The organism is Conexibacter stalactiti (assembly GCF_033542075.1).
Taxonomy (GTDB): domain Bacteria; phylum Actinomycetota; class Thermoleophilia; order Solirubrobacterales; family Solirubrobacteraceae; genus Conexibacter; species Conexibacter stalactiti.
This window is the reverse complement of the sequence record NZ_JAWSTH010000042.1, coordinates 1-23,322: the sequence shown is the minus strand read 5'-3', so window position 1 is coordinate 23,322 and position 23,322 is coordinate 1. Positions and strand designations below refer to the sequence as shown.

The 23,322-nt window shown below is 71.7% G+C and carries 27 protein-coding genes; 18 read left to right on the top strand and 9 right to left on the bottom strand.

The features are described from left to right. The first annotated feature begins 102 nt into the window (after positions 1-102). Positions 103-810 carry a ribonuclease HII gene (locus tag R7226_RS16160; RefSeq protein ID WP_318598225.1) on the top strand — a complete coding sequence of 236 codons (708 nt, stop codon included), beginning with the start codon at positions 103-105 and terminating at the stop codon, positions 808-810. Between the two features lie 20 nt (positions 811-830). Here R7226_RS16160 and R7226_RS16155 read toward each other — a convergent pair whose 3' ends face one another. Further along, a complete protein-coding gene (locus R7226_RS16155) occupies positions 831-1,199 on the bottom strand; it encodes a YraN family protein (protein WP_318598224.1) in 369 nt (122 codons plus the stop codon). Positions 1,200-1,343: 144 nt separating this feature from the next. On the opposite strand from R7226_RS16155, the gene R7226_RS16150 reads away from it, so the two are divergent. From R7226_RS16150 to ilvD, 6 genes are all read left to right on the top strand, one after another. Then, on the top strand, positions 1,344-2,867 hold the full coding sequence (locus tag R7226_RS16150) for a YifB family Mg chelatase-like AAA ATPase (RefSeq protein ID WP_318598223.1): 1,524 nt from the start codon (positions 1,344-1,346) through the stop codon (positions 2,865-2,867). Then, a complete protein-coding gene (gene dprA, locus R7226_RS16145; RefSeq protein ID WP_318598222.1) occupies positions 2,864-4,015 on the top strand; it encodes a DNA-processing protein DprA in 1,152 nt (383 codons plus the stop codon). Before R7226_RS16150 ends, dprA begins: the two co-directional genes overlap by 4 nt. 55 nt (positions 4,016-4,070) lie before the next feature. Beyond that, positions 4,071-4,886, top strand: coding sequence for a bifunctional hydroxymethylpyrimidine kinase/phosphomethylpyrimidine kinase (thiD, locus tag R7226_RS16140; protein ID WP_318598221.1), 816 nt, complete (start codon positions 4,071-4,073; stop codon positions 4,884-4,886). 116 nt (positions 4,887-5,002) lie between these two features. After that, complete coding sequence (locus R7226_RS16135) at positions 5,003-5,251, top strand: hypothetical protein (protein WP_318598220.1); 249 nt, start codon at positions 5,003-5,005, stop codon at positions 5,249-5,251. Between the two features lie 12 nt (positions 5,252-5,263). Further along, entirely contained in the window at positions 5,264-5,920 is a 657-nt protein-coding gene (locus tag R7226_RS16130) for a hypothetical protein (protein WP_318598219.1), read from the top strand. Beyond that, the gene (ilvD, locus tag R7226_RS16125) at positions 5,917-7,605 is read left to right on the top strand and encodes a dihydroxy-acid dehydratase (RefSeq protein ID WP_318598218.1); all 1,689 of its coding nucleotides are present in this window, start codon (positions 5,917-5,919) and stop codon (positions 7,603-7,605) included. The genes R7226_RS16130 and ilvD overlap by 4 nt, the downstream gene beginning before the upstream one ends. Before the next feature lie 11 nt (positions 7,606-7,616). On the opposite strand, the gene R7226_RS16120 is transcribed toward ilvD, so the two are convergent. After that, positions 7,617-8,495, bottom strand: a complete 879-nt coding sequence (locus tag R7226_RS16120; RefSeq protein WP_318598217.1) for an alpha/beta fold hydrolase — start codon at positions 8,493-8,495, stop codon at positions 7,617-7,619. A 52-nt stretch (positions 8,496-8,547) separates the two neighbouring features. Between R7226_RS16120 and R7226_RS16115 the strand changes: the two genes are divergently transcribed. Together R7226_RS16115 and R7226_RS16110 are read left to right on the top strand one after the other, a co-directional pair. Continuing rightward, entirely contained in the window at positions 8,548-9,120 is a 573-nt protein-coding gene (locus tag R7226_RS16115) for a 5' nucleotidase, NT5C type (protein ID WP_318598216.1), read from the top strand. A gap of 119 nt (positions 9,121-9,239) precedes the next feature. Continuing rightward, a complete protein-coding gene (locus R7226_RS16110) occupies positions 9,240-10,277 on the top strand; it encodes a L,D-transpeptidase family protein (RefSeq protein WP_318598215.1) in 1,038 nt (345 codons plus the stop codon). Here R7226_RS16110 and R7226_RS16105 read toward each other — a convergent pair. Next, complete coding sequence (locus R7226_RS16105; protein WP_318598214.1) at positions 10,265-10,567, bottom strand: hypothetical protein; 303 nt, start codon at positions 10,565-10,567, stop codon at positions 10,265-10,267. The two genes, R7226_RS16110 and R7226_RS16105, sit on opposite strands and share 13 nt — an antisense overlap. On the opposite strand from R7226_RS16105, the gene R7226_RS16100 reads away from it, so the two are divergent. The 7 genes from R7226_RS16100 to R7226_RS16070 all read left to right on the top strand — a co-directional run bounded on the left by R7226_RS16100 (position 10,566) and on the right by R7226_RS16070 (position 16,554). After that, positions 10,566-11,495, top strand: coding sequence for a tyrosine recombinase XerC (locus tag R7226_RS16100; protein WP_318598213.1), 930 nt, complete (start codon positions 10,566-10,568; stop codon positions 11,493-11,495). The two genes, R7226_RS16105 and R7226_RS16100, sit on opposite strands and share 2 nt — an antisense overlap. Before the next feature lie 15 nt (positions 11,496-11,510). Continuing rightward, positions 11,511-12,302, top strand: coding sequence for an RNA polymerase sigma factor WhiG (whiG, locus tag R7226_RS16095; protein ID WP_318598254.1), 792 nt, complete (start codon positions 11,511-11,513; stop codon positions 12,300-12,302). Positions 12,303-12,391: 89 nt separating this feature from the next. Further along, entirely contained in the window at positions 12,392-14,461 is a 2,070-nt protein-coding gene (gene fusA, locus R7226_RS16090; RefSeq protein ID WP_318598212.1) for an elongation factor G, read from the top strand. A gap of 41 nt (positions 14,462-14,502) precedes the next feature. After that, positions 14,503-15,195 (top strand): hypothetical protein, encoded by a 693-nt coding sequence (locus tag R7226_RS16085; RefSeq protein WP_318598211.1) that lies wholly within the window; start codon positions 14,503-14,505, stop codon positions 15,193-15,195. Positions 15,196-15,282: 87 nt separating this feature from the next. Further along, complete coding sequence (locus tag R7226_RS16080) at positions 15,283-15,504, top strand: hypothetical protein (protein ID WP_318598210.1); 222 nt, start codon at positions 15,283-15,285, stop codon at positions 15,502-15,504. Further along, positions 15,501-15,896, top strand: coding sequence for a ribonuclease HI family protein (locus R7226_RS16075; RefSeq protein ID WP_318598209.1), 396 nt, complete (start codon positions 15,501-15,503; stop codon positions 15,894-15,896). The genes R7226_RS16080 and R7226_RS16075 overlap by 4 nt, the downstream gene beginning before the upstream one ends. Before the next feature lie 91 nt (positions 15,897-15,987). Further along, entirely contained in the window at positions 15,988-16,554 is a 567-nt protein-coding gene (locus R7226_RS16070; RefSeq protein ID WP_318598208.1) for a hypothetical protein, read from the top strand. A gap of 39 nt (positions 16,555-16,593) precedes the next feature. On the opposite strand, the gene R7226_RS16065 is transcribed toward R7226_RS16070, so the two are convergent. Further along, a complete protein-coding gene (locus tag R7226_RS16065; protein ID WP_318598207.1) occupies positions 16,594-17,172 on the bottom strand; it encodes a Crp/Fnr family transcriptional regulator in 579 nt (192 codons plus the stop codon). 378 nt (positions 17,173-17,550) lie between these two features. Then, positions 17,551-18,435, bottom strand: a complete 885-nt coding sequence (locus R7226_RS16060) for a class I SAM-dependent DNA methyltransferase (protein WP_318598206.1) — start codon at positions 18,433-18,435, stop codon at positions 17,551-17,553. Positions 18,436-18,468: 33 nt separating this feature from the next. On the opposite strand from R7226_RS16060, the gene R7226_RS16055 reads away from it, so the two are divergent. Then, complete coding sequence (locus R7226_RS16055; protein ID WP_318598205.1) at positions 18,469-18,936, top strand: RNA polymerase sigma factor; 468 nt, start codon at positions 18,469-18,471, stop codon at positions 18,934-18,936. After that, positions 18,933-19,619, top strand: coding sequence for an ArsR/SmtB family transcription factor (locus R7226_RS16050; protein WP_318598203.1), 687 nt, complete (start codon positions 18,933-18,935; stop codon positions 19,617-19,619). Before R7226_RS16055 ends, R7226_RS16050 begins: the two co-directional genes overlap by 4 nt. A 54-nt stretch (positions 19,620-19,673) precedes the next feature. Here R7226_RS16050 and R7226_RS16045 read toward each other — a convergent pair whose 3' ends face one another. The 4 genes from R7226_RS16045 to R7226_RS16030 all read right to left on the bottom strand — a co-directional run. Continuing rightward, positions 19,674-20,690 (bottom strand): PQQ-dependent sugar dehydrogenase, encoded by a 1,017-nt coding sequence (locus R7226_RS16045; RefSeq protein WP_318598202.1) that lies wholly within the window; start codon positions 20,688-20,690, stop codon positions 19,674-19,676. Between the two features lie 132 nt (positions 20,691-20,822). Continuing rightward, positions 20,823-22,034, bottom strand: coding sequence for a cation:proton antiporter (locus tag R7226_RS16040; RefSeq protein WP_318598201.1), 1,212 nt, complete (start codon positions 22,032-22,034; stop codon positions 20,823-20,825). A 30-nt stretch (positions 22,035-22,064) separates the two neighbouring features. Continuing rightward, on the bottom strand, positions 22,065-22,970 hold the full coding sequence (locus tag R7226_RS16035) for an MYG1 family protein (RefSeq protein WP_318598200.1): 906 nt from the start codon (positions 22,968-22,970) through the stop codon (positions 22,065-22,067). A gap of 86 nt (positions 22,971-23,056) precedes the next feature. Then, positions 23,057-23,322, bottom strand: a 266-nt coding sequence (locus R7226_RS16030) for a hypothetical protein (RefSeq protein WP_318598199.1), incomplete at its 5' end; no start/stop codon positions are given.

The window sequence follows — 23,322 nt, the reverse complement described above, 5'->3', positions numbered from 1 at the left end:
GGCCGCAAGCCAGGCTCCCGCCTCTCGCACGTCTCTCGGCCGCTCGTTGCGAACTTCGGCGAGGCGTTCCGCCGCCGTGGTCGTGCATGATGGGATCACGCGATGCACGATGCGCCCGCACCCGCAGAGATGACCGCGACGCCGACCCCGGCACCGCGTAGAAGACGCCGCCCGAGCCCACCGGGGCGCAGACTGTTCGCGTTCGACCGTGACCTCGGCGCGCGCTTCGTCGCAGGCGCCGACGAGGCGGGCCGCGGCTGCCTGGCCGGCCCGCTCGTCGCCGCCGCGGTCCTGTTCGACTACGAACGGCTGTCGCGCGCGGACCTGCGCGCGCTCAGCGCGCTGAACGACTCCAAGCAGCAGACCGAGCAGCGTCGCAACGAGCTGTTCCCCGTGATCCTGCGCGTCGCCACGCGAGTGGCGGTGATCTCCCGCTGCGCCCCGGGCATCGACCGGCGCGGACTGCACGTGACCAACCTCGCCGCGCTCCACGACGCGCTCGCGCGTGTCGCACGCGATGGCTGCATCTGCTTGAGCGACGGCTTTCCGGTCGCCGACCTCGGACACCCGCAGCAGGCGGTCGTCGGCGGCGACGCCCGCAGCGCCGCGATCGCCGCCGCCTCCGTGATCGCGAAGGTGACGCGAGACCGCTTCATGCACCGTGCCGACGCGGCCCATCCCGGTTGGGAGTTCGCCTCGCACGTCGGTTACGCCACCAGAGAGCACCGCGCGGCGATCGAACGGCTCGGGATCACGCCGCTGCACCGGCTGTCGTTCCAGTCGGCCGCCTATCAGCAGCTCGCGCTCTGAGCCGCGGTCGCGCGCGACCATCAGAACGCTCCCTCGAGGTGCTCGAGCGCGACGAGGCCGCCTGACGCGTCGAGCGTCACGCCGACCGCGTCGAAGCGCAGCTCGGGGCTGTACGACCGCCCTGGCTGATCGTTGAGCCAGGTGAGCGCCATCCGCCGCAGCCGGCGACGTTGGGCCTCACGCAGACCCTCGAACGGCGAGGTCGCGCCGGCGCGGCGCGTCTTGACCTCGCAGAAGACGATGCGATCGGCGTCGCAGGCGACGACGTCCAACTCCCCGTAGCGCGTGCGGTAGTTGCGATCGAGGACGACGAAGCCGCGACGCTCCAGGTGCTCGACCGCGAGCTGCTCGCCGCGGCGTCCGAGGCGGTGGCGGGGATCGTTGGACATGGCCGCAACCGTACGCCCGGCGGCTCATCTGTTTCACCCCGTGATTGCAACGATTTGCAGGAGGAATTGTGAAATCTCTCCGCTGCGCAGAATTGTTGCAATCCGCGTCCCACGTGCAACACCTGACTCCGTAGCGTGCCGGGCATGCTCAGCCGTGTCGCCACGTTCGCCATCGACGGGATCGACCCGCGGCCCGTCTGGGTCGAGGTCGACATCCGGCCCGGCCTGCCGGCCTTCTGCGTCGTCGGGATGGCGGGCAAGGCGGTGCGCGAGGCGCGCGACCGGGTTCGCGCGGCGATCCTCAACAGCGGTTTCGAGTTCCCGGCTCGGCGGATCACCGCCAACCTCGCGCCTGCGAGCCTGCCGAAGGTCGGTCCCGGTTTCGACGCCGGCCTGGCCGTCGGTCTGCTCGCCGCCAGCGGGCAGTGCGCGGCCGAGGAGCTGCACCGCTGGGCGATCTTCGGCGAGCTGTCGCTCGGCGGCGAGCTGCGTCCCTGCCGCGGCGCGCTCGCGGCCGCGGAGGGAGCCCGGCGCAGTGGCCTCGCAGGCCTGATCGTCCCGCGCGAGCGCGCGGCCGAGGCGGCGCTGGTCGAGGGGATCGAGGTCGCGGCGGTCGACAGCCTGCGCGCCGCGGCGGCGGTGCTCGCGGGCGGTGAGCGCCAGCGGCCGCCCGCACCGGAGGCCGTCGCCGCACCCGCGCCCGAGGAGGAGCTGGACCTCTCCGACGTGCGCGGCCACGACCTGCCGCTGCGCGCGCTCGAGATCGCCGCTGCCGGCGGTCACAACCTGCTGATGGAGGGGCCGCCGGGCAGCGGCAAGACGATGCTCGCCCGGCGTCTGCCGTCGCTGCTGCCGCCGTTGACCAGAGACGAAGCGCTTGAGGTGACCCGGATCCACAGCGTCGCCGGCATCCATCGCCACCCCGGCCTCGTCCGGCTGCGGCCGTTCCGCGGCCCGCACCACACGATCTCGGCCTCCGGACTCGTCGGCGGTGGTCAGGTGCCGGTTCCGGGCGAGGCGAGCCTCGCCCACCGCGGCGTGCTGTTCCTCGACGAGCTGTCGGAGTTCCCGCGGCCAAGCCTGGAGGCGCTGCGGCAGCCGTTGGAAGATGGTCATGTCACGATCGTGCGCGGCCAGCGTGCGCTGCTGTTCCCGACGCGCTTCACGCTCGTCGCCGCGACCAACCCCTGTCCATGCGGCTTCGCCGGCAGCGATCGCGCCTGTTCGTGCGGCGAGGCTGAGCTGGCGCGACACCGCCGCCGCCTGAGCGGCCCGCTGCTCGATCGGCTGGACCTGCTGATGACGGTTGAGCGGCCGACCGCCGCGGACCTGCGGGCGCCTGCCCGCGCCTCGTCGGAGCTTCTGCGCGCGAGAGTGCTCGCCGCCCGCGAGCGGCAGCAGCGGCGACTGATGGGCACGTCCGCGAGCTGCAACGGTCAGCTCGACGCACGGCTCGTGCGCTCACACGTGGAGGTCGAGGGAGCGGCCGAGCGGGCGCTCGGGCGCGCCTACGATTCCGGTGCGCTCAGCGCGCGCGGGCATGACCGCGTGCTGCGGGTCGCATGCACGATCGCCGACCTCGACGCGCGCGACCGGGTGCAGCTTGACGACGTGATGCAGGCGCTGGCGCTGCGCCTGCACGATGCGAGACAGGCGGTAGCGGCATGAGACAGGTGGAAGGGGCGCGCGACCTGGCGGCGATGGCTGGTGCGGGCGGAGCGAGCGAGGTGGCGTGCGACGGTTGTCTGCGGCGCTCGTGGCTGATCGCGCGGCTGTCCGGCAACATCGAGCTGGCGTGGGCCGCTCGCAGACCGTTGCCGGCGGTCCTGTCGCTCGCTGATGGGGAGCTGATCGCCGCGCTCGCCGGCGAGCAGCGCAGACGGGTCGAGCAGGAGTACGAGCGCTTTGACGCCGGCGCAGCCCTGCAGCGCTGCGCCGATCGTGCGATCACCGCGGTCTGCCGCTGCGACCAGCGCTACCCGACGCGGCTGTCCGAGCTGACAGACGCACCGGCGGTGCTGCACGTGCTCGGCGATGCGGCGCGGTTCGTGGAGCTGACCGGGGCGGACTGCGCCGGGATTGTCGGCGCGCGGCGAGCGACGCCATACGGACTGGAGCAGGCGCGCGGTCTCGGCCGCGGACTGGCGAGCGCAGGTGTGACGGTCGTCAGCGGGATGGCGCTCGGGATCGACTCGGCCGCGCACACGGGTGCGCTGGACGTCGGCGGCGCGACGGTGGCGGTGCTCGCCGGAGGGCCGGAGCGTGCCTATCCGGCGAGCAAGCGGCAGCTGCACGCCCAGATCGCCGCGACTGGCGCGGTCATGTCGGAGATGCCGCCGGGGACGGCGGCCCGGCGCTGGGGCTTCCCCGCGCGCAACCGTGTCATCGCGGCGCTCGGTCAGCTGACCGTCGTGGTCGAGGCTGGGGAGCGGTCGGGCTCGCTGATCACGGCCGCGCTCTGCCTCGATCTGGGACGCGACGTCGCCGCGGTGCCGGGCCTGGTGACGTCGACGGCGTCGGCGGGGACGAACGCGTTGATCGCCGACGGCGCGCGCCTGGTGCGCGGGGCGGGTGACGTGCTGGAGCTGCTGTACGGCGCGGCTGCGCCGGTGCTCTCGGACATCGCGGCCCGTTCGGGAGCGCTGCCAGCCGATCTGGGCGAGCTGCTGGAGCGGGTTGGTCGCGGTCGCGACACGGTCGCGGCGTTGACGGCCGATGGACTGGGGCTGGACGCGGTGCTCGCCGGGTTGGCGCAGCTGGAGCTGCGCGGACGGGTGCGTCGCGGCGCGGGAGGGCGCTATGTCTGCTGCGCGTGAGAGGTGGCGGGGACCCGCGGGCGCTCTGCGCGCCAAACGTCCTAAGCTGCTCGCCGTGACAGCGAGAACGATCCCCGCGGTGCTCTCGATCGCGGGCTCCGACTCCGGCGGCGGCGCCGGGATCCAGGCCGACCTGAAGGCGTTCGCCGCCTGCGGCGTGCACGGCATGACGGCGATCACGGCGCTGACGGCGCAGAACACGGTGGGGGTCGACGCGGTCCTGGCGATCGATCCCGAGATGATCGTCGCGCAGGTGCGGGCGGTGGCGCGCGACATCGGCGTCGATGCGGTCAAGATCGGGATGCTCGGAACGGCGGTGACGATCGAGGCGGTGGTGCGGGCGCTCGACGAGCTGCCCGACGGGACGCCGGTGGTGCTCGACCCGGTGATGGTCTCCGAGTCGGGTGCGCCGCTGCTGGAGCCCGATGCGCGCACGGCGCTGGTCGAGACGCTGCTGCCGCGCGTGACCGTCACCACCCCGAACGTGCCCGAGGCGCGTGTGATCGCCGCCGCCGGCGATGACAGCGACGCGCCGGAGCTGGCGCGCGCGATCCACGCGCTCGGCCCGCGCTACGTCGTCGTCACCGGCGGCCACCGCGAGCAGGCGACCGACGTGCTGTTCGACGGCGAGACGACGATCGAGATCCCCGGCGAGCGCTACCCGGACGGCGCCGCCCACGGCTCTGGCTGCACCCACTCCTCCGCGCTGGCGGCCCATCTCGCGCTCGGGCTGTCGATCGCCGACGCCGCGCGCGCCGCGAAGCAGGTCGCCGCGCGCGCCGTGCGCGACGGGCTGCGCGAGATCGGCAGAGGCGCCGGGCCGGTCGATGCGCTCGGCATCCGCGCCCGCCCGCCTGTCTGGACGCGCTGAGGGGCGCCGGCCGCGGCGAGGGGCGCCGGCCGCGCTGAGACGCGCTGAGACGCGCCACGACGCCCCGCCACGCACCGATCGTAAGCGCGACATAAACGCTCTGGCATAATCCGCCCATGAAGTTCCTGCGCATGAGACCGGGGCACGGAGAGGTGCTGATCGCCGAGGGCGACGTCGACGTGCAGGAACAGGAACAGGAGCTGGTCGCGGAGTTTCGCCGCCAGCTCGACAGCGGGATGTGGGCGGCGGTGCCGCTCGTCGACCGCGCGGGCCGGCGCGAAGCGCAGATGGCGCGCAGCTTCGAAGAGATCCCGCGCGACGCCGAGCGCGTCATCTTCTTCCCACGCGCCTCCGGCGGGCAGTAGGCGGGCCGGCCGGTGGTCCTCGCTCTCGCCGCCACCGGGATCGTCATCCTCGCTCTGCTCGGCGAGGTCGTGCTGCCGCGGATCGAGCAGGCGATCGGCCACCATCGCGCCCGCCGCCGGCGCCTCCCGCAGGTCGCCGAGTTCGACGTCGATCCCGGCCGTGAGCGGCGCGCCGAGGCGCGCGCCCGCCAACTGCTGAAGTCGTGCGTCAACGACGAGGACTGGGAGATGTACCGCGACCTCGGCTTCATCCGCGTGTGGGGCACCAGAGGTCGCGACGCGGCGCGCGACGAGCCCTACGGCTACCTCGTCTACCCGCACAAGCCGATCCTCGCCTACGTCCCGCAGACCGGCCGCCTGCTGAACGAGTACTGCGTCGAGTTCCCCGACCAGACGCGCCCCTACGGCAGCGCCAGACTGCCCGACTCCGACGACGTGCTCGCCAAGTGGATGGCGCTCACCGGCGACGAGCGGCGGCTGATCGGCTCCTCCAACATGCACCTGCCGGGCCGCCAGATCGACCCCCGCCAGGTCAAGCGTGACCTGTGGCGTCTGCGGCAGTGGGAGCGTGCCCGCGCTCGCGCCGCCGACCGTCCCGGCGGCGGTGGGGAAGGACCCAGCGGCGACGATGGCGGCTCGACACGGGACAGTAGAGTCCCGATGTCGTGAGCCAGGAACCGTTCGACCTCAAGCACCGCAGCCGCGCCCTGACCGAGGGCCCGCACCGCGCCGCGGCACGCTCCTATCTCCACGGGATCGGCTACTCGGCCGAGGACCTCGCGAAGCCGATCGTCGGTGTCGCGCACTCGTGGATCGAGACGATGCCGTGCAACTTCAACAACCGCGTGCTCGCGGCGAGAGTGAAGGAAGGGATCCGTGCGGCCGGCGGCACGCCGATGGAGCTGAACACGATCGCGATCTCCGACGGCATCACGATGGGCACCTCGGGAATGCGCGCGTCGCTCGTCTCACGTGAGCTGATCGCCGACTCGATCGAGCTGGTCGCCAGCGCCCACCACTTCGACGCGATCGTCGTGATCAGCGGCTGTGACAAGACGATCCCGGGCACCGTGATGGCGCTCGCGCGTCTCGACATCCCCTCGCTGATGCTCTACGGCGGCTCGATCCGCCCCGGCGTCTACAAAGGCGAAGAGGTGACGATCCTCAACGTCTTCGAGGCCGTCGGCGCCCACGCCGTCGGCAGAATCAGCGACGAGGAGCTGCACGCGCTCGAAGAGGCCGCTTCGCCCGGCGCCGGCGCCTGCGCCGGCCAGTTCACCGCCAACACGATGGCGATGGCCTTCGAGGTGCTCGGAATCTCGCCCGCCGGCTCCGCGATGGTGCCCGCCGAGGACGGCAGAAAGCGCGAGGTCGCCTTCCAGGTCGGCGAGCTGGTGATGGACGTGCTCAGACGCGGCCTGCGTCCCAGCGACGTGATCACCAAGCAAGCGCTCGAGAACGCGATCGCCGCCGTCGCGATGAGCGGCGGCTCGACCAACGCCGTCCTGCACCTGCTGGCGGTCGCCAAGGAGATGGGCGTTCCGCTCAAGATCGACGAGTTCGACCGCATCAGCGAAGCCACGCCGATGCTCTGCGACCTCGCCCCGGGCGGCAGATACAACGCCACCGACCTCTACGCCGCCGGCGGCGTCCCCGTCGTCTTCAAGCGCCTGAGAGAGCACGGCAGACTGCACGCCGACGCGATCACGGTCACCGGCCAGACCGCCGGCGAGATCGCCGCCGCCGCGCAGGAGACGCCCGGACAGGTCGTCGTGCGGCCGCTCGAGGAGCCGCTGAAGGCCACTGGCGGCTTCGCGATCATGAGAGGCAACGTCGCGCCCGACGGCAGCGTCATCAAGCTCGCCGGCCACGAGCGCCGCTTCCACGTCGGCCCCGCGAAGGTCTTCGACGGCGAGGAGGCGGCGATGAGAGCCGTGCTCGCGAGCGAGATCGAGGCCGACGACATCGTCGTGATCCGCAACGAAGGTCCGGCCGGCGGCCCCGGCATGCGCGAGATGCTCGCCGTCACCGCCGCGATCATCGGCGAGGGCCTCGGCGACAGCGTCGCGCTGATCACCGACGGCCGCTTCTCCGGCGCCAGCCACGGCTTCATGGCCGGTCACATCGCGCCCGAGTCGGTCCACGGTGGCCCGATCGCGGCGCTCAAGACCGGCGACACGATCACGATCGATGTCGACAACCGCCGCATCGACGTCGACCTGACGGACGCCCAGATCGAGGAGCGGCTGCGCGTGTACGAGGTCCCGCCGCGCCACGACCACAACGTCGACGTGGCGATCCGCAAGTACGCCAAGCTCGTCGGCAACGCCTCCGAGGGCGCCGTCACGCACTGAGGCGAGAGCGCCTACTCGCCGAGGAAGCTCGCCAGCAGCCCGTTGAAGATCAGCGGGCGCTCGAGCATCGGCACGTGGCCGGTGTGGGGCAGGATCACCTTGCGCGAGCCCGTGATCAGGCGCTCGAAGCGGTGGGCGTCGGCGAGCGGGACGACCTTGTCGTCGGCGCCCCAGACGATCAGCGTCGGGCAGGCGATCTGCTCCAGCCGGTCGCGCACGTTGTAGCTCAGCAGCGAGTCGAGCGCGGGCAGGAAGCCCGCTCTGCCGGACCCTTCCATCAGCTCGTAGGCCAGCGGCGCCGGCAGCCGCTCCGGATGGCGGGCGACGAACCGCAGCACGAGCCGCCGCAGCCCCGGCCGGCGCGCGAACGGCTCGTGGCGGGAGGCGCCCCACGCCGTCACGATCGCCAGCCCGCGCGCAGCGGTCAGCGCCGGCGCGCGGTTGACGCGGTCGCCGGAGATCCCGGCCGCCGCGACCAGCACCAGCCGCTCGACCCGCCGCGGCAGCGCCAGCGCCAGCTCGATCGCGACGAAGCCGCCCATCGAGTTGCCGACGACGGTGACCGGCCCCGCGACGTCGAGGGCGTCGAGCAGCTGGTCGAGGAAGCCGGCGTAGCCGGCCATCGAGACCTCGCGCGCGGGCAGCTCGGAGGCGCCGAAGCCCGGCAGGTCGACGGCGATCACGCGGTGGGAGGCCGCGAACGCGGGCAGCTGCTCCAGCCAGTTCTGCCAGCAGCCGGAGAGACCGTGGACGAACAGCAGCGGCGGCCCGGAGCCCAGCTCCACGACGTTCGCCCAGCGACCGTCGACGCGCACCCAGCGCTGGTGCTCGCGCCAGTCGACGTCGAGCCACGCCGAGCGCGGCCCCGCCGCCGCACGGGGCGATGTCAAGCCGTCCCTGGCTGCCGTCACGTGCGCCATCGCCCGTCTACCCTAACTGTCAATGCGCATCGCCATCGACATCGACTCGACCCTCCATGACTACTGGGACGTCTTCGCGAAGCTCGCGCGCAAGCGCTTCGGCGTCGCGCTCACCTACGAGGACCAGATCACCTACGACATCGACCGGCTCCGTCCCGAGCAGGTCGCGGCGCTGACGGCGGAGAGCCACGCGGCCGTCCACGTGCTCGGCGCGAGACCGTACGAGGGTGCCGTCGAGGTCGTCAGCGCCTGGCACGATGCCGGCCACTTCATCCACATCACCAGCCACCGCGCGCAGGACGCGCACGAGGCGACCGCCCGCTGGCTCGACGAGATCGGGCTGCCGCACGACGAGCTGTACTGCTCCTTCGACAAGGTCACGCGCTGCACCGAGATCGAGATCGACGTGCTGATCGACGACAGCCCGGCGAACATCCTGCGGGCGCAGGAGGAGCGGATCGTCCCCGCGACGATCCTGCACCCGTGGAATCGCGAGCTGTGCGAGGAGGAGGGCGTGATCTGCGCCGCCGACTGGCACCAGCTGGCGGAGCGGCTCACCCCGGTCCTGGCCGGTACGAGGCCCGTCCGCGGCTAGGGCGCGACGCGCCGCGCTGGCGCGTCGGCACTCCGCAACTGCGCAGCTTCGCCGAGAAAAGCTGTGCATCACGGCTCTTCCGACCGGAGCGCCCGTAGAATCCGGCGCTGGGAGACCGGGTGCGAAGTCGTCGATTCCTCATCGTCGCCGGGCTGGTCGCCGTCCTGCTGGTCGGGGCGGTGGGAGCCTACGCGTACGACCACAGCCAGCGCGACACGATCGCCGACGGCGTCGTCGTCGGCGGCGTCGAGCTCGGCGGGCTGAAGCCCGCGGCGGCGCGCGACAAGCTCGCCGACGAGCTGCACCGCCGGCTCGCGAGACCGGTCGTCGTCACGTTCGAGAGAAAGCGGTACGTGCTCTCCCCGCGCGTCGCCCGCGTGCGCGCGCAGTACAGAGCGATGGTCGGCGACGCGCTCGCGGTCAGCCGCGAGGGATCGATCTTCGCGCGCGTCAGCCGCTCGGTGACCGGCGGCACCGTCGACGAGCGCGTGCGCGCGCGGATCGCCTTCGACGACCGCGCGGTCGACCGCTTCGTCGCCGAGACAGTCAGAGCGCTCGACCGGCCGCCGAAGGACGCGACCGTCAGCTTCTCCGGCAGCTCGCTCGGCGAGGTCGAGGGGCAGGACGGCGTCACCGTCGACGCCCGCCGGCTGCGGCGCGCGGTCGCGCGCGAGCTGGGCACCGTCGGCGGCTCGCGCACGATCGAGGCGCAGGCGGAGGTCGTCAGACCGAAGGTCTCGACCGCGCAGCTGGCACAGGAGTACCCGACGGTGATCACCGTCGACCGCGCGAACTTCAAGCTCTACCTGTGGAAGGACCTGAGAGTCGCGAAGGAGTACACCGTCGCGATCGGCGCGGTCGGCCTCGACACGCCGGAGGGTCTCTACGCGATCCAGAACAAGGCGGTCGACCCGGTCTGGAGCGTGCCGAACAGCGCCTGGGCCGGCGACCTCGCCGGCACGACCGTGCCGCCGGGCCCGTCGAACCCGATCAAGGCTCGCTGGATGGGGATATTCGACGGCGCCGGGATACACGGCACCGACGCCGTCTACTCGCTCGGCACCGCCGCGTCGCACGGCTGCGTGCGGATGGCGATCCCCGACGTCGTCGAGCTGTATGACCTGACGCCCGTCGACACGCCGATCTACATCGCCTGAGCTGATCCGTTCGTGGGCCCCGCGCGCAGCTCTTCCACAGAGATTTCTTTCCAACCTTGGTTCAGCAAAGAGGCATGATGGTCGCTGTGGCGAATAGCGAGAGCGCCGATGAAGATCCCACGTGTCTCCTTCCGCATGACGGCGTACCACAAGGTGGTCGCATCATCCGTACCCTGGATGCGAAACCATGGGCGCTCAGGCCCGTCGGTGTCGGTCATCAACCCGGCTTCGACGAGCTGTCTACGGGTGGCGATCTGACCGGTGTCTGTATCGATGAAGAACAAGGCCATGACCACGCAGCCTAGCGGCGAGACCGTCGCCGACGGCTGGCGCCGCGCCCTGCTGCTGCAGGAGCAGGACCTGCGCCGTCGTGGGGCCGCGGAGAAGACGCGCCACGCCTACGCCGTCGACGGCGGGCAGTTCGTGCGCTGGGCGACCGGCCATGGTCTGACCCCGGCCGCGATCACGCCGCGCGCGCTGCGCCGCTACGCCGCCGGTCTGACTGCTGACGGCCAGGCGCCGACGACGGTCGCCCGCAAGCTCGCCTCGCTGCGCTCGCTCTTCCGCACGCTCGTCGAGCACGGCGAGCTGCAGCAGAACCCCGCCGACCTGCTGTCGGCGCCGCGCAAGGGCTCGCGCCTGCCGTACGTGCTGAAGCCCTCCGAGGTCGCCGCGCTGCTCGACCGCATCCCCGCCGACACGGCGCTCTCGCTGCGCGACCGCGCGCTGTTCGAGCTGGCCTACGCGTCCGGCCTGCGCGCCGAGGAGCTGGTCACGCTCGACGTCGCCTCGATCGAGTTCGACGGGGAGCGCGTCCGTGTCGAGGGCAAGGGCTCCAAGACGCGGATCGTCCCGACGGGCGAACCGGCGCTGGCGGCGATCGCCCGCTACATCGAGAAGGCGCGCCCCGCGTTGGCGACGCCCGAGAGCGACGGCGCACTCTTCCTCTCAAAGTCCGGACGGCGCCTGTCGACCTCCGACGTGCGCCGCCGGCTGCGCGTCTGGGCACGGCAGGCGGCCGGCGTCTCGACGGCCGGCGGGGTCTCCCCGCACGCGCTCCGGCACAGTTTCGCGACCCATCTCCTGGACAACGGGGCGGACCTCCGGTCGATCCAAGAGCTGCTCGGACATGCGAGCATCTCGACGACTCAGGTCTACACTCGGGTAGAGTCCGCGAGGCTGAGGTCGGCATACGCAAACAGCCATCCTCGGGCGTAGGCGGAGGGGGCGGCGCTGGAAACAAACGTCAAAGCGATCGAGCTCAAGGATCTCTGGCGCCGCTACAAAGCGAGCGGCGACGGGCGTGCCCGTGAGCGACTGGTCGTTGCCTATTCACCGTTGGTGAAGTACGTCGCTGGCCGCATGGCCTCCGGCTTGCCCGCCCACGTGGAAGAGGCGGATCTCATCTCCTATGGACTGATCGGCCTGATCTCGGCGATCGAGCGTTTCGACCTCGGCCGCGAGATCAAGTTCGAGACGTACGCGATCCCCCGCATCCGCGGCGCGATCATCGACGAGCTGCGCTCGCTCGACTGGGTTCCCCGGTCGGTGCGCGCGCGTGCCCGCGAGATCGAGCGCGCCAACGCGAAGCTGGAGCACAAGCTGCAGCGCGCGCCGACGGACGAGGAGATGGCGAACGAGCTCGACATGACGATGGACGAGTTCCAGGACGCGCTGATCCAGATCTCGAACTCGACGATCGCCGCGCTCGACGAGCTGTGGACCGTGTCGGACGCCAGCGGCGACCAGATATCGCTGCTCGACACGCTGCAGGACCCGGACGCGCCCGATCCCGAGAAGATCGTCGACGCGAGCGAGCTGAAGGACCGCGTGGCGGACGCGATCGCGCGCCTGCCCGAGCGGGAGAAGCTCGTGATCGCGCTCTACTACTACGAGAACCTGACGCTGCGCGAGATCGGCGAGGTGCTCGGCGTGACCGAGTCACGGATCTCGCAGCTGCACACGAAGGCCGTTCTGCGCCTCCGCTCTCGCCTGCAGAGCGAAGACGCCGAAGCCGGTCTCTGAAACCTGGCGTGACCGCGCGGTGACCAGCCTCTAGGCGAGGCTGGTCACCGGAGGTAGTGTCCGATCAACTCGAGCAGAGGAGATCGGGCATGCACAAGTCCGCCGGCAGGATCCGGAACGTCGCCCTCGTCGGTCACCGCGGCAGCGGCAAGACCTCCCTGCACGAAGCGCTGCTCTACACCGCCGGCGCCGTCAACCGGCTCGGCAAGGTCACCGACGGTACGACGTTCTCCGACGCCGATCCGGACGAGAAGGCCCGCCAGATGTCGATCTCCGCGTCGCTGGCGTCGTTCGAATGGCAGGACCGCAAGGTCAACCTGATCGACACGCCCGGCGAGCCGAGCTTCGTCGCCGACGCGCTCGGCTCGCTGCGCGTCTGCGAGTCGGCGATCTTCGTCGTCAACGCCGTCATGGGCGTCGAGGTCTCGACGACGCGCCTGTGGTCGCGCGCGGCTGAGCTGGACCTCGCGCGGTTGGTCTTCGTCAACATGCTCGACCGCGAGCGCGCCGACTTCTTTCGCACGCTGGAGAGCCTGAAGGCCGCCTTCGGCCCGCACGTCGTCGCGACCGAGATCCCGATCGGGCGCGAGCACGACGTCGCCGGCGTGATCGACCTCGTCGACATGAAGGCGTACTCCTACGACGGCGACGGCCGCGACAACTGCCGCGAGATCCCGATCCCGGCAGAGCTGGCCGACGAGGCGCAGAGCTACCGCGAGAGACTGATGGACGAGGTCGCCGAGAACTCCGACGCGCTGATGGAGCGCTACCTCGACGGCGCCGAGATCTCGCACCAGGAGATCGTCGACGCGCTCAAGGAGGGGACCAACCACGGCGCGCTCTTCCCCGTCACGTGCGGCGTCGCGACGCGCAATCTCGCGACCAACCGGCTGCTCGACGCGATCGTCGAGGACCTGCCGTCGCCGGTCAAGCACGGCGGGCTGGAGGTCGCGGGGATGACGCTCGAGCCGGTCGAGGAGGCCGACCTCTACGCCTACGTCTTCAAGACGCGCGCCGATCCCTTTGCCGGCCGCATCAACCTCTTCCGCGTCTACCAGGGCGTGATGGCGCACGACAGCCACGTGCTGAACACGCGCGCCCACGCGAAGGAGCGGATCGGGCAGCTGCTCGCGTTCGGCGGCAGAGAGACCGCCCACGTCGACGAGTTCGGGCCGGGCGACATCGGCGCCGTCGCGAAGCTGAAGGAGACGACCGCCGGCGACTGGCTGGCGGCGCGCGACGAGCCGATCTCGATGCCGTCGATCCCGCTGCCGGCGCCCGTGATGGCGTTCGCGATCGAGCCGAAGACGAAGGGCGACGAGGACAAGGTCTTCACCGCGCTGCGGCGGCTGCAGGAGGAGGACCCGACGATCGACCTCCACCGCGACCAGCAGACCGGCGAGCAGATCGTCGCCGGCCTCTCGCAGATCCATGTCGAGGTCGTGATCGCGCGGCTGCGGGAGCGCTTCGGCGCCGAGGTGACGCTGAAGCCGCCGCGCGTGCCGTATCAGGAGACGATCCGCGCGCAGGCGAAGGCGCACGGCCGCCACAAGAAGCAGAGCGGCGGCCGCGGGCAGTTCGGCGACTGCAGAATCGAGATCGAGCCGTTGAGCGCGGGGGAGGGCTTCGAGTTCGTCAACGCGATCAGAGGCGGCGCGATCCCGGGCGGCTTCATCCCCGCCGTCGAGAAGGGCGTGCTGGAGGCGATGGAGCACGGCACCGTCGCCGGCTATCCGGTCAAGGACGTGCGCGTGCGGCTCGTCGACGGCTCCTACCACTCGGTCGACTCCTCCGAGATGGCGTTCAAGGTCGCCGGCGCGCACGCGATGAGAGACGCGCTGGAGCATGCGCGGCCGGTGCTGCTGGAGCCGATCATGCTCGTCGCGGTGCTGGCGCCGGAGGCGTCGGTCGGCGACGTGATCGGAGACCTCAACAGCCGCCGCGGGCGGCCGCTGGGAATGGAGCCGAACGCCGGCATGACCGAGGTCAGAGCCGAGGTGCCGATGGCCGAGATGCTCTCCTACGCGCCAGATCTGCGCGCGATCACCGGAGGGCAGGGCGAGTTCTCGATGGAGTTCCTGCGCTATGAGGAGGTGCCGCCGCACCTTGCCGGGAGAGTCGTCGAGCAGGTGCGCGAGCAGGAGGCGGCGCACGCGTAGACGCCGGAGGTCGGCCGCGGGTCGCTATCCTCACCGACCTCATGGCGACGAAGGACATCCGGACCACGCAGGCGCACGTCTCGTGCGACGTCTGCGGCCGGACGCTGTTGCGCGGTGAACGCGCGGAGACCTATCTCGTCGGGGGAACCCGTCGCGAGGTCTGCGAGCTGTGCCAGCCGCGCGCGCTGCACGAAGGGTGGGTGCGCGAGGGCGCGGCGCTGGAGCGCGGCACGCGCCCGGCCTCCGGCGAGCGCCGTCGCTCGCTGTTCAGCCGCCTCAAGCGGCCGCGGCCCGACGACGGCGCCGCGCCCAACGGCGGCAGCCGCGGCCACGACGAGCCGCGCGACGCCTCTCCGGCGCGCTCCTCCTCCCGCGTCGAGCGGCTGGAGCCGCAGCGCGAGCTGCGCCAGGTGCGCGCGGTGCCGACCAACGTCGAGCAGCGCACCGCGACCGCGATCGAGCGCTTCAACCAGAGCGAGCACCCGCGCACGATCGCGGGCGTCGCCCGCTCGCTCGGCGCGCCGGTCGTCGTCGCGCGCGCGCTCGAGGAGCCGGCGAGCATCGTCACGATCGTCGTCTCGTGGGAGCTGTGCTGGTACCGCTACGAGGTCGACCTCGACGGCGGCGCCGTCCGCAGCGCCGGTCAGGGCTACGAGCTCGAGGAGCTGGAGCCGGCCGACCGCGTCGAGGCCAACGCCGTCGCGGACGAGTACGGCGCGCTCACGCCGGCGTGAGCTGGCACGACGTGGCGTCCTGCCGTTGCATTAGCATGCGCTCACTTGGTCGTCGATGACCGGCGAGGACCGTTGATCTATTGCGTAGTGCCCGCTGAGCTCGCTGAGGAGCTCTTCGACAAGCTGACGGCGTACTACGCCGACGATGACAACGTGACGGTGATCGTCGATCGCCGCAGAGGTGAGCGCCGCGAGCGCGACTCCAGCGGTGACGGTGAGTTCGTCCGCACGGTCCGCGACCGGCGACGCCGCGGCGCCTCCGAGCAGCTGCCGCTGGGGCCGGCCGTGCACATCGACGGGAGCGTGTGAGGCTCGTCCTGCACGTCGACGGCGGGGCCCGCGGCAACCCTGGGCCCGCCGCGATCGGCGTCGTCGTCTCGACGCCGGAGGGGGAGACGGTCGAGCAGGTCGCCGAGGCGATCGGCGAGGCGACCAACAACGTCGCCGAGTACCGCGCGCTGCTGCGCGGCCTGGAGGCGGCGCGTGCGCTCGGCGCGCGCGAGGTCGAGGTCGTCGGCGACTCCGAGCTGGTCGCACGGCAGGTCAGCGGCGACTACCGCGTCAAGCATCCGGCGCTGAGACCGCTGCACGCGGCGGCGCTCGAGGCGCTCGCCGGCTTCGACGCGTGGACGATCCGCACGGTCCCGCGCGCGCAGAACGCCGCCGCCGACGCGCTCGTCAACAGCGCGTTGGACGGGTAGCGCCGGTCCGCCCGCTTGCCGCGGGCGGTCTCAGCAAGCGGGCGCGCGGGTACCCCTTCCGTGCCGCTGAGATGTCAGAAAGGGGTGGTCCATGTCCGAGCAGTGCGCGCAGGCGAGCCATCAGACGATTCGCCTCAGCAAGGGCAAACACGCTGCGCCGACCGAAGGCGCCTGCGTGATGGAGCTTGCGTCGATGCTCGCCGGCGAGCCGTTCAGCGACCGTCCGGCTTCGGCCTGCCCGGTCGTCGGCGGCTTCCTGCGGGCCTACAACGACCGCGTCGACGACGAGCGCCGCCAGGACCTCTACCGCTATGCCGCCGAGGTCGTCGGCACGCGCGGCAGCGCCGAGGTCGAACGTGCGCGTGAGCGCCGGTGCCTCGAATGGGCCGACGACCGCAAGCGCGAGCGGGCCCGTCCGCTGCGCTGGGTCACGCGCGCCTCGCCGGCGGTCGTCGACCGGCGGCTCGGGCTCGACGCCGCCGGCACCTTCGCCGCCCGCTCGATCCGCCGCCACACCGACCGCACCCACGCGGCCGCCCTGGCGCTGATCGACGAGCTGATCGAGATGGGGCCGCACCGCGGGGCGAGCGCCGCCGCCGACGGCAGTGGCACAGCCGGCGCGGCGACGGCCTCCTCCTCCGGGACGACGACCGTCTGAGCCGTCAGACGCGCGACGACGTCGCGGTCGGCCGAAGGGTCAGGCCGCGACGCCGTTGGGCGCCAGCACGCTGAGATCCTCCGGTGGGTCGCCGGTCAGCAGCCAGTGGCCGTCGTCGTCGCGCCGCAGCAGCTCGCGCTCGGTCAGGGTGCCGAGCGCCGAGGTGACCGACGGACGCTGCGCCCCCACCAGCAGCGCGAGCTGCCTGTGGGTCAGCGCGAGCGGCACGAGCACGCCGTCGGAGGTGACCTTGCCGTAGCGGTCGGCGAGGTGCCAGAAGAAGGCGAGCAGCCGCACGTCGACGCGCTTGAGGCTGTGGATGCTGACCATCACGGCGAGGTCCTGCGCGCGCTCGTTGGCGCGCGCGACCAGCGCGGTGATCAGCGGGGGCCAGTGAGCGACGACGCGCAGGAAGTGCTGGTCGAGCACGGCGAAGCGCATCGGCTCGATCACCTGCCAGTCGACGTCGTGGCGCATCGGCGCGTCCTGGCCGGTCTCATCCCATGGCCGCAGGATCGTGCCGGGGCCGATCAGCTCGCCGCAGCGGGCTTCCGCGACCGTCACGTCGCGGATCAGCAGGCCGTCGAGCACGAGCAGGCCGAGCTCGACGTCGGGCATCGGCTGGGCTCCTGGATCCCAAGGGCCTGTGGGAACTTCGGCGATCGCTGCGACCGCGTGCTGACGGCAACGGGCGCGATCGGTCTCCTCCAGGACGCTTCGCAGACCTGCGTCGTGATCGAGCACGTAGACGAAGCGGTCGCCGGAACGGGTTGTATCGCTGACACTCATCCAGTTCCTGCAGTACCCGTTCAGGGCGATTCGCTCTCCCGGATTTCCGTTCCGAGCTCCGATCGCGGGCGTCGCCGGCACCGCGCAGGGCCGGCGACGCCCGTGAGCACGGGCGATTACGGCTTGATGATCGGCTTGATGATGCTGGGCTTGATGATGCTCATGCGGTTTCCACCTCCTCTCTGTGGTGGCCGTGGGTGGCGGTCGTCACGCCGCGCGGCTCGCGACATACACGAGCTTCGTGTGGGTCTCCTCGTCGGCCTCCGGGTGCAGGAGGCCGCCGGGGGACTGACCCAGCACGGCTCGGCAGGCGAGGCCGGCTGACGCCAAGGCTGTGCGGACGGTCGACTCGGGGTGGTGGCGCTGAACGTGGCGGCTGACGGCCGCCGCGCTGACCAGCTCGATCGAGGCGGCGCAGAGCGCGCCGGGCACGATCGGCCCGGTCGTCTCTCCGCGCCAGATCGCGTCCGCGAGCGGTCGCTCGAAGGTGGCGCGCGCGCTGAAGCCGTCGCGGTACGTCGCCAGCGTGTTCGCGTCGAACACGTAGACGCCATCCGGGGCCAGGCGACGCGCGACGCTCGCGAAGGCGGCGGCGAGGTCGTCGGCCTCGAGCAGGTAGTTGACGGCGTCGTCGAGGCACGTGACGAGGTCAACCGCGCCAAGTTTTGGCAGCGCTCGCATGTCCGCGACGAGCACGCGGGAGGGCTCGATGCGACCGGTCGCGCGTGCTCGCGCGACCATCGCGGGAGAGAGGTCACAGGCCCACACGTCGTATCCGCGACGCAGCAAGGGGGCGAAGCTCTTGCCGGTGCCGCAGGCGACGTCGAGGGCCCGGCGGCCGCGCACGCCATGGTCGCGCGCGAGCGTTTCGAGGCGGTCGACCCAACCGTCGTGGTCGTACGCATCGGTGAAGCGGTCATAGACCGGCGCCAATCGCTCATAGGCGATCAAGGCGGCTGAGGGGGAGGCGGTCGTCGTCATGACCACCAAGACCCTCTGAACGCTCACAACCGTTTCATACAGTTCGCGAATCTTTCGGAAACCTCGATATTTGCGGGTGTGGCTGGAGCAATCGCGGGGGTCCGCGAGCATCCGCCGGGAGACACGGGGTGGGATTGGGAGCGCATGCGGGCGGCTGCGACACGAGAGGCCCGGCGGTACCTCCCGGCATCGCACGACGTCGATGACGTGGTCCAGGAAGCGCTCATGCGAGCGTGGCGACGACGCGCGAGCTGCCGCTCGGAGGAGCGCATTCCGTGGATGCGTCAGATCGCGCGCAACGAGGCGCTCAGGCTGCTCGACAAGCGGCGTCTGCGCTCCGAGCGGGAGCTGCTCGACGACGAGACGATCCTCGCCACGGTCGCCGACGACCGGGCTGAGCAGCAGCGCGAGGACCTGCTGCGCAAGCTCCAGGTGGGCGAGGTCGTCGGCCGCCTCTCCGTTGATGACCGGAGGTTGCTTGCTCTACGCTATTCCGAAGATTTGAGTCAACCCCAGGTGGCGCGGATGCTCGGCATCCCGGAAGGAACCGTCAAGGTTCGTCTCCACCGACTCCGAGGACGCCTGCGGAAGGATCTCGAGACGAGCCGATGAAGCCGTACAGCGACATCACCGACCCACGCCTGATCAAGGCGCTTGCCCATCCGCTGCGGATCCGCATCCTCGCGATCCTGGAGGAGCGCGAGCTGGCCAGCCCCAACGAGCTGTCGGAGCTGCTCGGAGTGTCGCTCGGCGTCATGAGCTACCACGTGCGCCGCCTGCACGCGCTCGGCTTCCTCGAACTGGTCAGACGGACTCCGCGACGCGGCGCGATAGAGCACCACTACCGCGCGAAGGCACGTCCGAAGGTCTCCGACGAGGGCTGGGCCGAGACCCCGTCGATCGTCAAGCGCGCGATGGTCGGCGCCTCGCTCGAGCAGGTCACCGGCTACGTCTCCGCGGCGGCCTCCAGAGGCGGCTTCGACGGCGACGACGCGCACCTCAGCCGCAGCGTCATCACGCTCGACGAGCGCGGCTGGAAGGAGCTCGCGAGAGAGATGGCGAAGACGCTCGCCTCGATCGAGAGAATCGAGGCCGAGAGCGCCGAGCGCCTGCGCGAGGCCGGCGAGCAGGGCGAGACGAGAACGACCGGCATCGTGCTGATGATGTTCGAGGCCGAAGGCGTTCCCGAGCATCCCGCGGCCGCCGGGGCCGCCGGCGAGGGCCACCTCGGCCGTCGCTCCAGCCGCCGCCCGCGGCCGCTGCACGCGGCCGCCGCCGGCAGCGAGCTGGACTGAGGCGCCGGCCCGCCAGCCGCTGCACCGTGCAGCGGCCGGCGAGCCGAGCGGGCTTCAGCCCTTGACGCGGTAGATCGCGCCGGTCACGTCGCCGGCGTAGACCCAGCCGCCGTTGGTGCCGAGCGCGACGACGGGCGCCGCGAAGCCGTTCAGCAGCGGCGTCGTCTTGTCGCCGCCCGCGAGCGGGACGGAGACGACCTGCGGGCCTCTGCCCGTGCCCGTGAAGAGCGCGAGGTAGACCTTCTGGCCGATCACGCCGATGCCCATCGGCGAGCTGTGCGCCGGCAGCAGCGACAGCGGTCTGGCGAAGTCGGCGCACGCCGCCGGCTTGCTCCAGTTGCAGCTCGGGAAGCCGTAGTCGTCGCCGTCAGCCGGTGCGATCACGTAGTCCGGCGGCTGCTTTCTGCCGAGGTTCTCCTGGCCGAGCGCGGTCGCCAGCGGCGTGTCGGCGCCGGGCGCGAACGTCAGCATCCACGGCTGGCGCAGGCCGGTCGCGTAGCTTCTGAGGTCTCTGCCGTCGGTCGTGAGCGTGACGATCGACTGCGCGAATGGCGCGTCGACCTTCTTGCTGTCGCCCTTCTCCGCCATCGAGACGCCGGCGTAGATGAGGCCGTCGGGGCCGATCGCGATCCCGTTGAAGCCGGTGAAGCCCTTCGGGCCGGTGAAGATCGTCTTGAAGCCGCCGGAGAAGGTCTTGCCGTTCCAGCCTCTGGCCGCGACGATCGTCGGGCCGGAGGAGGCGTAGAGCGTGCCGCCCGAGAAGGCCAGGCCGAAGACCATTCTCGGCGACCCCTTCACACGCGTCGCTCTGCCGCCCGCGAGCGTGTAGATGCCGCCGGGGGCGGAGCCGTCCTCGGCGCCGGCGCCGGCGACGAAGACCGTGCCTCTCCCGAACGCGAACTGGGTCGGCGTCGGGACGCCCTGCGCGACGGTCGTGACCTTCTTGCCGCCGGTCGCCTTCGGCGGGGGCGGCGGGCCCTGGGCTCTTCTGGCGGCCGACGCCGTGCCGGCGCCGAGCGGCGCGAGCGCGAGCGTGAGCACCGCGGCGCACGCGATCCGCGAACGTTTCATGCAGTTCCTCCTGGTGGGAAGTCCGTGGTGGGGCGAAGCCTAGGAACGGTGACCGCTCGGCACATCAGGGGCATCCCCCAATGTGCCCCCGGGACTCAGACCTTCGGCCCCGTACCCGGCCCGCCGCAACGGTTATGCCGGTGCGGGCTCGGCGGCCGGCGCGGCCGGCTCCGGCGGGGCCGAGGCGCGCAGCTTGAGGCCGACGATCGGGAAGATCGCCGTCGAGCAGATCGCCGCGACGATCAGGCTGGCGGCGGTCGAGGAGTGCATGTGGCCCTCCTCGACCGCGATCGTCGTGATCGCGACGACCAGCGGCAGCTCGGTCGCGGAGAAGAAGGCGAGCGCGGCACGATCGCGCGCGGCCAGCACGCGGCGGTAGAGCACGAGCGCCGGGACGCCGCGGACGATCAGGAACAGCACGACGAACATCGGCACCTTGAGGAACTGGACCGGATCGTCGATCAGCGCGCCGAGGTCGACGTTGATGCCGGAGGCGACGAAGAAGAAGGGGATCAGGAAGCCGTAGCCGACGGCGGTCAGCTTCGACTCCAGCACCTCGACCTCGCGGCCGCGCAGCGCCAGCCGCAGGATCACGCCGGCGACGAAGCCGCCCAGCAGCAGGTCGAGGCCGAGTGAGGCGGCCAGCGCGGCGAGCGCGAAGACGATCACGACGGTGACGCGGATCGCCAGCTGGCTGCTCGTCTCCAGCGTGCGCTCGACGAGGTCCCAGCCCTTGCCGACCGAGCGCACCGCGATCACGCCCGCCAGCACCGCGACGATCACGAAGGCGATCAGGATCAGCGCATTCTCGATCGCGGTCTTCGTCGAGAAGACGAGCGTGATCAGCAGGATCGGGCCGAACTCGCCCATCGCGCCGGCGCCGAGCAGGTAGGTGCCGAAGCGGGTCTTCAGCTCACCGGCGTCGCGCAGGATCGGGATCAGCGTGCCGATCGCCGTCGTCGCCATCGCCGAGCCGACGAACAGCAGCGACAGCACGATGCCCGCCGCCGCCAGCAGCCCGCCGAGCGCGTACGCGAGCACCAGCGAGAGCAGCCAGCCGAGCCCGGCCAGCTTCAGCGGCTGCCCCTTGATCCGCTGGAAGTCGATCTCGTAGCCGGCGAAGAAGAACAGCATGCCGAGGCCGAGGTTGGAGAAGAAGTCGACGAACGGGTCGGCCTCGGCGATCCCGAGCACCTCGGGGCCGATCACGATCCCCAGCACCAGCTCCAGCACGACGACGGGGACGACGAGCTTCGTCGCGACCATCCCCGCGATCACGGCCGCGAGCGCCGCCACGGCGACGATCGCGAGAAAAGAGCCTGCGTCTACTCCGGTGGCGTCCACGGGCGCGGCACTCTACCCCGTGGTGAGGCGTCAGTCGACGTGGGCGAGCGCCTGACGCGCCAGTTCCAGCACGCCGTCGCGGCTGCCGGCGACGGCCATGAAGCGGCCGCTGTGGCAGAAGCGGGCGTCGGCGACGCCGGTCACCTCGGCCAGCTCGGCGTCGGAGCGGCCGGCCCACGGCTCCGGCAGATCCTTGCGGTTGGTGAACTCGCCGAGCACGCGCGGGACCGCCTGCAGGCCCCAGTCCTGCTCGCGCGGGTAGACGACGTAGAGCGCGTCCGGCGCGCTCGGCACCAGCTCGCGGTGCCACGGCATGCCGCGGTCCAGCTCGATCAGGCGCGGGTCGTCGGCGCGCGCGATCGCCGCGCGCACGAGCGCGGCGGCGCTGACCTGCGCGATCGCGGAGGCCAGCTCGCGCGCGAGGATCCCGGTCGCGAACTCCAGCGCGGCGTCGAAGGCGCGCCGCTTGCCGGCGCTGGAGGCGTCCTCGTCCCAGTTCGGGTTGAAGGCCGCGATCGCGTGCGAGACCGTCATCGCCTGCACGTCGCCGATCAGCGGGCTGCTGATCGTCTGTCCGGTGTCGTTGGCGTCGACGCTCTGCACGAGCACCTCGTCGATCCGACGGGCGACCTCGTCGTCGCCGCCCGCGACGCGCGCGCCGAACTCGCGCCAGACGAGGCCGAAGGAGGCGTAGCGGATGCCGTTGGCGCGCTCTCCGGCGCCGCCGCGCTGATGGTGGTCGAAGTCGCCCGTGGCGGGGTCGTTGCGCTGGCCGACGTCGACGCGCAGGTCGGCGGCGGCGAGCAGCTCGGGATCGCGCGTGCGCACGATCTCCAGCGGCCCGCGGGCGGGCTCCGCTCTCGTGAGCAGGGTCAGCGCGGCGAGCGCGAAGACGTCGTCGGCGTGGAAGGAACCGGAGTGGGTGGCGACTCTCATCGCCCGTCACGGTAGGGCATGGGGCGGAGGGAGGGCGCGTCGAACGAGCGGTTGGGCATGGGGCGGAGGGGCGCGTCGAGCGGGGGCTAGGGGCGGACGGCGGCGCCGTCGACGGTGACCGCGCCGCGCAGCACGCGCAGCTCGACGAGGCCGGCGCGGGCGCGGCGGGCGCCGACGAGCGAGCGCGGCGTGCTGCCGCGCGCCGCGCCGACCGCGAACGTCTCGCCGCGGCCGCCGTCGCTCAGCCGCACCTCGGCGGCTGGGCCGCCGCGCAGCAGCACGACCGGCCGCCCGGCGGGCAGCCGCACGCGCAGCAGCGCGCCGCGCCCACCGCGCGAGACCGTCCGGTGCC

Coding starts and splice junctions, on each gene's coding strand:
- R7226_RS16160 (WP_318598225.1), top strand. CDS start 103: ATGCACGATGCGCCCGCACCCGCAGAGATGACCGCGACGCCGACCCCG.
- R7226_RS16155 (WP_318598224.1), bottom strand. CDS start 1,199: ATGTCCAACGATCCCCGCCACCGCCTCGGACGCCGCGGCGAGCAGCTC.
- R7226_RS16150 (WP_318598223.1), top strand. CDS start 1,344: ATGCTCAGCCGTGTCGCCACGTTCGCCATCGACGGGATCGACCCGCGG.
- dprA (WP_318598222.1), top strand. CDS start 2,864: ATGAGACAGGTGGAAGGGGCGCGCGACCTGGCGGCGATGGCTGGTGCG.
- R7226_RS16135 (WP_318598220.1), top strand. CDS start 5,003: ATGAAGTTCCTGCGCATGAGACCGGGGCACGGAGAGGTGCTGATCGCC.
- R7226_RS16115 (WP_318598216.1), top strand. CDS start 8,548: ATGCGCATCGCCATCGACATCGACTCGACCCTCCATGACTACTGGGAC.
- R7226_RS16100 (WP_318598213.1), top strand. CDS start 10,566: ATGACCACGCAGCCTAGCGGCGAGACCGTCGCCGACGGCTGGCGCCGC.
- R7226_RS16105 (WP_318598214.1), bottom strand. CDS start 10,567: ATGGCCTTGTTCTTCATCGATACAGACACCGGTCAGATCGCCACCCGT.
- fusA (WP_318598212.1), top strand. CDS start 12,392: ATGCACAAGTCCGCCGGCAGGATCCGGAACGTCGCCCTCGTCGGTCAC.
- R7226_RS16085 (WP_318598211.1), top strand. CDS start 14,503: ATGGCGACGAAGGACATCCGGACCACGCAGGCGCACGTCTCGTGCGAC.
- R7226_RS16070 (WP_318598208.1), top strand. CDS start 15,988: ATGTCCGAGCAGTGCGCGCAGGCGAGCCATCAGACGATTCGCCTCAGC.
- R7226_RS16065 (WP_318598207.1), bottom strand. CDS start 17,172: ATGCCCGACGTCGAGCTCGGCCTGCTCGTGCTCGACGGCCTGCTGATC.
- R7226_RS16060 (WP_318598206.1), bottom strand. CDS start 18,435: ATGCTCGCGGACCCCCGCGATTGCTCCAGCCACACCCGCAAATATCGA.
- R7226_RS16055 (WP_318598205.1), top strand. CDS start 18,469: ATGCGGGCGGCTGCGACACGAGAGGCCCGGCGGTACCTCCCGGCATCG.
- R7226_RS16050 (WP_318598203.1), top strand. CDS start 18,933: ATGAAGCCGTACAGCGACATCACCGACCCACGCCTGATCAAGGCGCTT.
- R7226_RS16045 (WP_318598202.1), bottom strand. CDS start 20,690: ATGAAACGTTCGCGGATCGCGTGCGCCGCGGTGCTCACGCTCGCGCTC.
- R7226_RS16035 (WP_318598200.1), bottom strand. CDS start 22,970: ATGAGAGTCGCCACCCACTCCGGTTCCTTCCACGCCGACGACGTCTTC.